We start from the raw sequence: 9,120 nt of genomic DNA, 5'->3' as shown, positions 1-9,120 counted from the left end.
GCCTCACCTCCTCAGTCGCGTTCTCGCCGCTTCCCGACGCCGCGTCCTCCACAACCGTCCATCCGCCCCGGCAGCGCAGGCCCCGGTCGTCGCGGGGGTCGGTGCCGTGGCCCCCGCTCGTCCTCACCGGCGACCCGGCGGCGCATGGGGCCGTCCGGATAAGGCACTCTTGTCCCCGTGCCCGAACCCGAATCCCACAGCAGTGATCCCGCAGCATCGAACGTCCATACGCACGCCGCGACCCTGAAACGGCTGGAGAAGTCCTCCGGGAATCTCGCCGCGCAGGCCATCGCGCGGATGGACGAGACCCTGCCGTGGTACCGGGCCATGCCCCCGGAGAACCGTTCCTGGATCGGGCTGGTCGCCCAGGCGGGCATCGCGGCGTTCACCGAGTGGTTCCGGCGCCCGGACGCACCGCAGGCGATCTCCACCGATGTGTTCGGGACCGCGCCGCGCGAGCTGACCCGGGCCATCACGCTGCGCCAGACCGTGGAGATGGTCCGCACCACCATCGAGGTCATGGAGAGCGCCATCGACGAGGTGGCCGCCCCCGGCGACGAGCGGGTGCTGCGCGAGGCGCTGCTGGTGTACGCGCGGGAGATCGCCTTCGCCACCGCCCAGGTGTACGCGCAGGCCGCGGAGGCACGCGGTGCCTGGGACGCGCGGCTCGAATCGCTGGTGGTCAACGCGGTGCTCAGCGGCGAGGCCGACGAGGGCGCCGTGAGCCGGGCCGCCGCGCTGGGCTGGAACTCGCCCGAGCATGTGTGCGTGCTGCTCGGGACCGCGCCGGACGGCGACAGCGAACTGACCGTGGAGGCGATCCGGCGGGCCGCGCGGCACGCCAAGCTCCAGGTGCTCACCGGCGTCCTCGGCGACCGGCTGGTGGTGATCGCGGGCGGCAGCCCCAACCCGCTCGCCGTGGCGAAGTCGCTGATCGGGCCGTACGCGGCCGGGCCGGTGGTCGCCGGTCCCGTCGTACCGGACCTGCTGGCCGCCACCCGGTCCGCGCAGGCCGCCGCCGCGGGTCTGAAGGCGTGCACCGCGTGGCCGGACGCGCCCCGGCCGGTGCTGGCGGACGATCTGCTGCCGGAGCGCGCGATCGCGGGTGATCCCAGCGCTCGTGAGCAGTTGGTGGAGGAGATCTACAGACCGCTCGAAGAGGCCGGTTCGGCGCTGCTGGAGACCTTGAGTGTCTACCTGGAGCAGGCGAGCAGCCTGGAGGGCGCGGCGCGGATGCTCTTCGTTCACCCGAACACCGTGCGCTACCGGCTCCGACGTGTGACAGACGTCACCGGTTGGTCGCCCTCGGATGTACGATCCGCGTTCACGTTGCGGATCGCGCTGATCCTGGGGCGTCTGGTCGACGGCGAGGCCCAGGCATAGGGTTTTGTCGGAGGTCAACAAAAGCCCTTCGTGTTCTTCGTCCCTGTCCCCACGGGCGGCCGCGCCCGTCCCCAAGAGAGAGTGTGAGAGTGCTCGTACTCGTCGCTCCCGGCCAGGGCGCCCAGACGCCCGGCTTCCTGACCCCCTGGCTCGAACTCCCCGGTGCCGCGGACCGTGTCGCCGCCTGGTCGGACGCCATCGGTCTGGACCTGGTGCACTACGGCACCCAGGCCGACGCCGACGCCATCCGGGACACCGCCGTGGCCCAGCCGCTGCTGGTCGCCGCAGGCATCCTGTCCGGCGCGGCACTCGGTGCCACCTCCGAGTTCACGCCGGGCGCTGTGGCCGGCCACAGCGTCGGTGAGATCACCGCGGCCGCCTTCGCGGGCGTGCTGTCCGACGCCGACGCGCTGGGTCTGGTCCGCACGCGTGGCCTGGCCATGGCGGACGCCGCCGCGATCACCGAGACCGGCATGTCGGCGCTGCTCGGCGGCGACCCGGAGGTCTCGCTCGCGCACCTGGAGAAGCTGGGGCTGACCCCGGCGAACATCAACGGCGCGGGCCAGATCGTCGCCGCCGGCACGCTGGAGCAGCTGGCCGCGCTGAACGAGGACAAGCCCGAGGGCGTCCGCAAGGTCGTCCCGCTGAAGGTCGCCGGCGCCTTCCACACCCGGCACATGGCCCCGGCCGTCGAGACGCTGGCCAAGGCCGCCGCGGAGCTGTCCCCCGCCGACCCCCGCATCGCCTACGTCTCCAACAAGGACGGCAGGGCCGTCGCGACCGGCACCGAGGTCCTCGACCGCCTGGTCGGCCAGGTCGCCAACCCGGTGCGCTGGGACCTGTGCATGGAGACCTTCAAGGAGCTGGGCGTCACCGCGCTCATCGAGGTGTGCCCCGGCGGCACGCTGACCGGACTGGCCAAGCGGGCGCTGCCCGGCGTCAAGACGCTGGCCCTGAAGACCCCTGACGACCTCGACGCGGCCCGTGCGCTCATCACCGAGCACGTCGACGCCTGACGCCTAAGGAGCCGTAGATGGCGAAGATCAAGCCCAGCAAGGGAGCCCCGTACGCCCGCATTCTCGGCGTCGGGGGTTACCGCCCGACCCGGGTCGTGCCCAACGAGGTGATCCTGGAGAAGATCGACTCGTCCGACGAGTGGATCCGCTCCCGCTCCGGTATCGAGACCCGGCACTGGGCCGGCCCCGAGGAGACGGTCTCCGCGATGTCGGTCGAGGCGGCCGGCAAGGCGATCGCGGACGCCGGCATCGACGCGTCGCAGGTCGGCGCGGTCGTCGTCTCCACCGTGTCGCACTTCAGCCAGACCCCGGCCATCGCCACCGAGATCGCCGACAAGCTCGGCACCGACAAGGCGGCCGCGTTCGACATCTCGGCCGGCTGCGCGGGCTTCGGCTACGGCCTCACCCTGGCCAAGGGCATGGTGGTGGAGGGCTCCGCCGAGTACGTCGTGGTCATCGGCGTGGAGCGGCTGAGCGACCTGACCGACCTGGAGGACCGGGCGACCGCCTTCCTGTTCGGCGACGGCGCGGGCGCGGTCGTCGTGGGCCCCTCCCAGGAGCCGGCCATCGGCCCGACCGTGTGGGGCTCCGAGGGCGACAAGGCCGCCACCATCAAGCAGACCGTCCCGTGGGACCGCTTCCGGATCGGCGACGTGTCCGAGCTTCCCGTGGACAGCGAGGGCAACGTCAAGTTCCCCGCGATCACGCAGGAGGGCCAGGCGGTGTTCCGCTGGGCCGTGTTCGAGATGGCGAAGGTCGCCCAGCAGGCGCTGGACTCGGCCGGGATCACCGCGGACGACCTGGACGTCTTCATCCCGCACCAGGCCAATGTGCGGATCATCGACTCGATGGTGAAGACCCTCAAGCTGCCGGAGCATGTCACGGTCGCCCGCGACATCCGTACCACCGGCAACACCTCGGCCGCCTCGATCCCGCTCGCCATGGAGCGGCTTCTGGCGACCGGGGAGGCGAAGAGCGGCGACACCGCGCTCGTCATCGGATTCGGGGCGGGTCTCGTCTACGCCGCCACGGTCGTTACCCTCCCCTAGGCACTCCGTGCCGGATCATGCGGTTCGGCAAGGGGACAACTGCCACAAACCGTCTGGATTATCGAAGAAGGAGCGCCTGACATGGCCGCCACCCAGGAAGAGATCGTCGAAGGTCTCGCCGAAATCGTGAACGAGATCGCCGGCATCCCGGTTGAGGACGTCAAGCTGGACAAGTCCTTCACCGACGACCTGGACGTCGACTCGCTGTCCATGGTCGAGGTCGTCGTCGCCGCCGAGGAGCGCTTCGACGTGAAGATCCCCGACGAGGACGTCAAGAACCTCAAGACCGTCGGCGACGCGACCGAGTACATCCTCAAGCACCAGGCCTGAGCCACTCGCTGAGGCCGCACGGCCGTCAGGCTGTACAGCCCCGCCACCCGGCGGTGGCGCCGTAGATTCCCGCATCCGTTGGAGAAAGAATTCCCGTGAGCCCGACCAATCGCACCGTGGTCGTCACCGGTATCGGCGCAACCACACCGCTGGGTGGCGACGCTTCCTCGTTCTGGGAGGCCCTGGTCGCCGGCACGTCCGGTGTCCGCCTCCTGGAGGAGGACTGGGCGGCGGACCTCCCGGTCCGCATCGCCGCCCGGGTCGCCGTCGAGCCGGGCGAGATCATCCCCCGGCCGCAGGCCCGAAAGCTGGACCGTTCGGCGCAGTTCGCGCTGATCGCCGCCCGCGAGGCCTGGCAGGACGCCGGCTTCACCGCCCGGGCCGGCGAGGACGCGTCCGTGAACCCCGACCGTCTCGGCACGGTGATCGCCTCCGGGATCGGCGGTGTGACCACGCTTCTGGACCAGTACGACGTGCTGCGCGAGAAGGGTGTGCGCCGCGTCTCCCCGCACACCGTGCCGATGCTGATGCCCAACTCCCCGGCGGCCAACGTCGGCATCGAGCTGGGCGCCCGCGCCGGTGTGCACACCCCGGTGTCGGCCTGCGCCTCGGGCGCCGAGGCCATCGGGTACGCGATCGAGATGATCCGCACCGGGCGTGCGGACGTGGTCGTGGCCGGTGGCACCGAGGCCGCGATCCACGCGCTGCCCATCGCCGCGTTCGGCAACATGATGGCGATGTCCAAGAACAACGACGACCCCGCGGGCGCGTCCCGGCCGTTCGACTCCGGTCGCGACGGCTTCGTGCTCGGCGAGGGCGCCGGTGTGATCATCCTTGAGTCCGAGGAGCACGCGAAGGCCCGCGGCGCCCGGATCTACGTGGAGGCCGTCGGCCAGGGCATCTCCGCCGACAGCCACCACATCACGCAGCCGGAGCCGTCCGGCAACGGCATCGCGCACGCGCTGCAGAACCTGCTGGACAACACGGATCTGAAGCCGGCCGAGATCGTGCACGTCAACGCGCACGCCACGTCCACCCCGCAGGGTGACGTCGCCGAGATCAAGGCGCTGTGGAAGGTGTTCGGCGACGACGTCGAGCACATGGCGATCTCCGCGACCAAGTCGATGACCGGTCACCTGCTCGGCGGTGCCGGCGGTATCGAGACCGTGGCGTCGATCCTGGCGCTGGTGAACCGCACGGCGCCGCCGACGATCAATGTCGCGGACCTCGACCCCGAGGTGAACGCGGACATCGTCGTGGGCGAGGCGCGCCGGCTGCCCGAGGGCCGCATCGCCGCGCTGAACGACTCGTTCGGGTTCGGCGGGCACAACGTCGCCCTGGCGTTCCGCACCCTCTGAGACGCATGAGAAGGGCCCCCACCGTCCGGTGGGGGCCCTTCTCGTACGTCCGGGTCGCGCGCCGTCTCACACCACCTGGTGCAGCCAGCGCACCGGGGCGCCCTCGCCCGCGTACCTGAAGGGTTCCAGTTCGTCGTCCCAGGGCTTGCCCAGGAGCTTGGCCAGCTCGGCCGCCAGGTCGGTCTCGCCGCGCTGGGCGCGGGTGAGGGCGGCGCGCAGCCGGTCCTCGGGGATGAGGATGTCGCCGTGGATGCCGGTGACGGCGTGGAAGATGCCCAGGTCGGGGGTGCAGCTGTAGCGCTCGCCCTCGGCGGTCGGGCAAGGTTCGGCGGTGACCTCGAAGCGCAGCAGGTGCCAGCCGCGCAGCGCGGAGGCGAGCTTGGAGGCGGTGCCGGCCTGGCCCTGCCAGGAGAACTCGGAGCGCCAGGTGCCGGGGGCCGCGGGCTGCCGGATCCAGTCCAGGTTGACGCGCGTGCCGAGCACCCCCGCGACGGCCCACTCGACGTGCGGGCACAGCGCGCGCGGCGCGGAGTGCACGTACAGAACTCCACGTGTCGTCACCGGAACCTCCGGGCAGAGCGGGACATCTTGCTGGCTGGCCGGCGGCCGTGGCGCGACGGCCGCACTGATGGCGAGGCTACCTTGCGGCGGCGCAAGGAGTGTGACGTACCGTCGGTCCCGGCGCCAGGAATCCTCCGCCATTCACCCGGGGGGACGCTTGTACGGGGTCCGTTCGTTCCAGCGGGCCGGGCGCCGGGAACCCTCGCACGTTGTGATGGGGGAGGACACCCGACACCGAGCGAGGAGAACTGCGGGAATGCGGAAGCGAAGCCACCGTGCGCGGGCCGCCCTGGCCGTCGCGGCGGCCGCCGTGCTGGGCCTCGCCGGATGTGACGCCGGGGGTTCGCCCGCGGCCGAGGGCACCAAGGCGCGGGCCGCGCAGGCCCCGGTGTGGAACCGCAGCCCGGCCTCGATCGCCGCGGTGGGCGACTCCATCACCCGGGGCTTCGACGCGTGCACGGTGCTGTCGGACTGCCCGGAGGTGTCGTGGGCGACGGGCAGCGACGCCAAGGTGGACTCGCTCGCGGTGCGGCTGCTCGGCGCGACCGGAGCGGCGACGCACAGCTGGAACTACGCGATGACCGGCGCCCGGATGGCCGATCTGACGCGGCAGATGCGCCAGGCGGCGGCCCAGGACCCGGATCTGGTGACGGTGATGGTGGGCGCGAACGACGCCTGCCGCTCCTCGCCCCGGGCGATGACGCCGGTGGCCGGGTTCCGCGCGGACTTCGAGGAGGCGCTGCGGGCGCTGCGCGCGGACCGGCCGACCACGCAGGTGTACGTGGCGAGCGTGCCGAACCTGAAGCGGCTGTGGGAGCAGGGCCGGGACAACCCGCTGGGCAAGGAGGTCTGGAAGCTCGGCATCTGCCCCTCGATGCTGGGTGACGCGGACGACCTGGGCGAGTCGGCGGCGCGCCGGCGGGACCTGGTGCAGGAGCGGGTGGTGGCGTACAACAAGGTGCTCAAGGAGGTCTGCGCCCAGGACCGGCGCTGCCGTTTCGACGGGAACGCGGTGTACGACTACCGGTTCGACACCGACCAGCTGAGCCACTGGGACTGGTTCCACCCCAGCAGGGACGGCCAGGCGCGGCTCGCGGCGATCGCCTACCGGACCGTCACCGCACCGGATCCGGCGCCTTAGATTCGCGGTGACCTAGGGTTTTCCACATGAGTGAACTCTTCGGCACACTTCCCGACGGCACCGAGGTCCATCGCTGGACGCTGGAGCGGGGCGGGACACGGGTGGAGGTCCTGACGTACGGCGGGGTCGTGCGGTCGGTGCGGGTGCCGGACCGGGAGGGCCGGCCGGCGGAGGTGGTGCTGGGGTTCGCCGCCCTGGACGGCTATCTCGCGCATCCGGACCCGTACCTGGGCGCGCTGATCGGCCGTTACGCCAACCGGCTGGCGGGCGCCCGGTTCCCGCTGGACGACCGGGTCTACGCACTGGAGCCGAACGAGGGACCGAACCTGCTGCACGGCGGGGCGCGGGGCTTCGACAAGCGGGTGTGGACGGCGGCGCCGGTCGAGCACGGGGTGCGGCTGAGCCGGGTGAGCCCGCACGGCGAGGAGGGCTTCCCGGGCACGGTCGAGGTCGCGGTGACGTACTCCCTGTCCGCGTCGGGCGCGCTGCGGATCGCGTACGAGGCGACGACGGACGCGCCGACGGTGCTCAGCCTCACCAACCACAGCTACTTCAACCTGGCCGGTGCCGACTCCGGTTCGGCGGGCGGGCACGAACTCCGGCTCGCCGCCTCGCGGTTCACCCCGGTGGGCGAGGGACTGATCCCGACCGGCGAGCTGCGGGACGTGGCGGACTCGCGCCTCGACTTCCGTACGGCGCGGAAGGTCGGCTCGGGGTACGACCACAACTTCGTGCTGGACAAGGGGGTCACGGACGCGGCGCAGGAGGTCGCCGAGCTGCACGACCCGGGCTCCGGCCGCACGCTCACCGTGTCGACGACCGAGCCGGGCCTCCAGCTGTACACGGGCGACCACCTGCCGGACCCGTTCACCCCGGGTGCGGGGATCGCCCTGGAGACCCAGCACTTCCCCGACTCCCCGCACCAGCCCGCCTTCCCCTCCACGGTGCTGCGGCCGGGCGAGGTGTACCGCTCGGAGACGGTGTACGGCTTCTCGGTGCGCTGAACCCGCGAAGGGGGCGGGAACCGCGCCGCCGGTCCCCCGAAAACCCCTGGGGTGGCCCCCGGCCGCCGCGGGCCGGGGGACACCGGGTCGGTCAGACGGCGGCGGTCCGTCCGGTGACCGGGCAGGTGCCGGCCGCCGCCGCGCCGAAGGCGGCGGTTCTGGCGGCGGGCGCCGTGCCGTCGAGCTGCTTGAGGATCTCCTTCGAGAGCAGGTCCTCCTTGCCCTTGAGGGCGTCGGCGACGTCCAGGGCGGAGTTGAAGACCATCTCGGCCGCCACGTTGTCCTGGACGATGCGGGCCAGGTTGTCCAGGGCCACGCCGATCGGGTCCGCGGGGGTCTCCGCGGTCGGCAGGTCGATGAGGTGGGTGCCCACCTTCGCCTGGTTCATGGTGCGGCGGATGATGATGGAGGCCTGGTTCAGTTCGGCGGTCGTCCAGATCGACAGCACCATGACGTACAGGTCGCTCCACGCCGCTTCGCCGATCAGCGCCCGCCACCGCTTCATCAGCGCCTCGATGCCGGTGATCTGGGCGGTGGAGGCGAACGTCATGTTGACCCGGACGGACGGGTACACGGTGGCGGCGAACCGGTTGAAGGCCACCATGTCGAAGGACTTGGCGCCGAGGGCGGAGTCGATGAACCGGATGGCTTCGGTGAGGATGGTGTCGCTGGAGGTCTCCAGGTCGGCGGGGAGGTTCGCCGTGGGCAGCTTGGTGCGGGCCGCGTTGAGGGTGGCCCGGAAGCCGGTCAGCGGGGTGATCCAGCCGGTGTCCCCCGCCGCCTTGAAGGCGACCATGGCCAGGTCGTGCGGGTCGATGCGCTCGGCGTTGGGGATGTTCGGCACCTTGCCGCCGAGGTAGGCGGCGATCACCGAGTAGACGCCGAGCGGGACGTGCGCGATGGACTTGGCCAGTTCGAAGTACTCGGGCACCGGGTCCACCGTCTCGACCTGCACCCCCTTGTCGATCAGGGTGAAGCGCCCGCCGACGGCGTTGTTCTGCACGACGACGACCGGGCTGAGATGCTTGATCAGTTCTGCCTTCAGGGACGCGTAGTTGGCACGCATCCCCGAGTTGACGCTGCGTATCGCGTCGCGCGCGGCCTTCTCGTCGGTCGCGGTGGTCGCGGCCGAGGCCTCGGTGGCCGCCTGGGTCTCCATCAGGAGGGTGGCAGCCCCTACGGCGGAAACGGTCCCCAGAAATCCTCTGCGAGTGGTCATGCCCCGTCTTTCCGTGATCAGTGATCGGTTCTTCGTGGGGTGGGGGGAAAGGCGTGGGG

At 71.4% G+C, this 9,120-nt stretch carries 9 protein-coding genes; 7 read left to right on the top strand and 2 right to left on the bottom strand.

All coding sequences use genetic code 11. The annotated features are described in order from the left end of the window. The first annotated feature begins 177 nt into the window (after nucleotides 1-177). The 5 genes from FRZ03_RS27220 (at nucleotide 178) to fabF (ending at nucleotide 5,136) form a co-directional block, all read left to right on the top strand. Entirely contained in the window at nucleotides 178-1,383 is a 1,206-nt protein-coding gene (locus tag FRZ03_RS27220; RefSeq protein WP_070027631.1) for a PucR family transcriptional regulator, read from the top strand. A gap of 89 nt (nucleotides 1,384-1,472) precedes the next feature. Continuing rightward, nucleotides 1,473-2,399, top strand: coding sequence for an ACP S-malonyltransferase (locus tag FRZ03_RS27215; protein ID WP_146467781.1), 927 nt, complete (start codon nucleotides 1,473-1,475; stop codon nucleotides 2,397-2,399). A 17-nt stretch (nucleotides 2,400-2,416) separates the two neighbouring features. Beyond that, entirely contained in the window at nucleotides 2,417-3,448 is a 1,032-nt protein-coding gene (locus FRZ03_RS27210; RefSeq protein ID WP_146467780.1) for a ketoacyl-ACP synthase III, read from the top strand. Nucleotides 3,449-3,529: 81 nt separating this feature from the next. Next, complete coding sequence (locus tag FRZ03_RS27205; protein ID WP_146467779.1) at nucleotides 3,530-3,778, top strand: acyl carrier protein; 249 nt, start codon at nucleotides 3,530-3,532, stop codon at nucleotides 3,776-3,778. 95 nt (nucleotides 3,779-3,873) lie between these two features. Further along, nucleotides 3,874-5,136 (top strand): beta-ketoacyl-ACP synthase II, encoded by a 1,263-nt coding sequence (gene fabF / locus FRZ03_RS27200; RefSeq protein ID WP_146467778.1) that lies wholly within the window; start codon nucleotides 3,874-3,876, stop codon nucleotides 5,134-5,136. 66 nt (nucleotides 5,137-5,202) lie between these two features. Here fabF and FRZ03_RS27195 read toward each other — a convergent pair whose 3' ends face one another. Beyond that, nucleotides 5,203-5,697: a DUF3145 domain-containing protein gene (locus FRZ03_RS27195; RefSeq protein WP_146467777.1), complete on the bottom strand. Its 495-nt coding sequence runs from the start codon at nucleotides 5,695-5,697 to the stop codon at nucleotides 5,203-5,205. Between the two features lie 256 nt (nucleotides 5,698-5,953). On the opposite strand from FRZ03_RS27195, the gene FRZ03_RS27190 reads away from it, so the two are divergent. Both FRZ03_RS27190 and FRZ03_RS27185 read left to right on the top strand, forming a co-directional pair. Continuing rightward, on the top strand, nucleotides 5,954-6,838 hold the full coding sequence (locus FRZ03_RS27190) for an SGNH/GDSL hydrolase family protein (RefSeq protein WP_146467776.1): 885 nt from the start codon (nucleotides 5,954-5,956) through the stop codon (nucleotides 6,836-6,838). A 26-nt stretch (nucleotides 6,839-6,864) separates the two neighbouring features. Beyond that, the gene (locus FRZ03_RS27185) at nucleotides 6,865-7,842 is read left to right on the top strand and encodes an aldose epimerase family protein (RefSeq protein ID WP_146467775.1); all 978 of its coding nucleotides are present in this window, start codon (nucleotides 6,865-6,867) and stop codon (nucleotides 7,840-7,842) included. A gap of 91 nt (nucleotides 7,843-7,933) precedes the next feature. Here FRZ03_RS27185 and FRZ03_RS27180 read toward each other — a convergent pair whose 3' ends face one another. Next, nucleotides 7,934-9,061 (bottom strand): hypothetical protein, encoded by a 1,128-nt coding sequence (locus FRZ03_RS27180; RefSeq protein WP_261399350.1) that lies wholly within the window; start codon nucleotides 9,059-9,061, stop codon nucleotides 7,934-7,936. Nucleotides 9,062-9,120 lie beyond the last annotated feature (59 nt).

This window comes from Streptomyces misionensis, assembly GCF_007896895.1.
In the GTDB taxonomy this organism is placed as follows: domain Bacteria; phylum Actinomycetota; class Actinomycetes; order Streptomycetales; family Streptomycetaceae; genus Streptomyces; species Streptomyces misionensis_A.
Note: the sequence above shows the minus strand (reverse complement) of the source record. Positions and strands in the feature narration are given on the sequence as shown.

Excerpts from the sequence above, each read along its gene's own strand:
- FRZ03_RS27210 (WP_146467780.1), top strand. The coding sequence starts at position 2,417 with ATGGCGAAGATCAAGCCCAGCAAGGGAGCCCCGTACGCCCGCATTCTC.
- FRZ03_RS27205 (WP_146467779.1), top strand. The coding sequence starts at position 3,530 with ATGGCCGCCACCCAGGAAGAGATCGTCGAAGGTCTCGCCGAAATCGTG.
- FRZ03_RS27190 (WP_146467776.1), top strand. The coding sequence starts at position 5,954 with ATGCGGAAGCGAAGCCACCGTGCGCGGGCCGCCCTGGCCGTCGCGGCG.
- FRZ03_RS27185 (WP_146467775.1), top strand. The coding sequence starts at position 6,865 with ATGAGTGAACTCTTCGGCACACTTCCCGACGGCACCGAGGTCCATCGC.
- FRZ03_RS27180 (WP_261399350.1), bottom strand. The coding sequence starts at position 9,061 with ATGACCACTCGCAGAGGATTTCTGGGGACCGTTTCCGCCGTAGGGGCT.